The 255-nt window shown below is 67.1% G+C and carries 1 protein-coding gene; it reads left to right on the plus strand.

Annotation, left to right across the window (positions count from 1 at the left end):
• Positions 1-211: tRNA lysidine(34) synthetase TilS (gene tilS / locus CWB62_RS18560; RefSeq protein WP_138556302.1), on the plus strand; the 211-nt coding region annotated here is incomplete at its 5' end.
• Between the last annotated feature and the right edge of the window lie 44 nt (positions 212-255).

Here is a 255-nt window from a genome sequence, read left to right on the forward strand (position 1 = left end):
GCATGTTGCCTTCACCTCACGTCAGCCGGGAGATGTACTGCGAGTGGCAGGGCGGGGGCGGCGCGATCTCAAGCGCTTGCTGCAGGAAGCCGATATCCCGCCGTGGCAGCGTGACCAGTTGCGTGTGGCACGCATGCACGACGGGACAATCGCGGGGCTGTGGCATCCCTCGCGGGGCTGGTGGCTACTGGCCGCACTCACACAGCAGTGAGGCCAGCGGGCGGTCTCGCCGATGTCTTGCGCTGTGCTCGCTCA

The organism is Pseudoalteromonas sp. S408, from assembly GCF_005886645.1.
Taxonomy (GTDB): Bacteria; Pseudomonadota; Gammaproteobacteria; order Enterobacterales; family Alteromonadaceae; genus Pseudoalteromonas.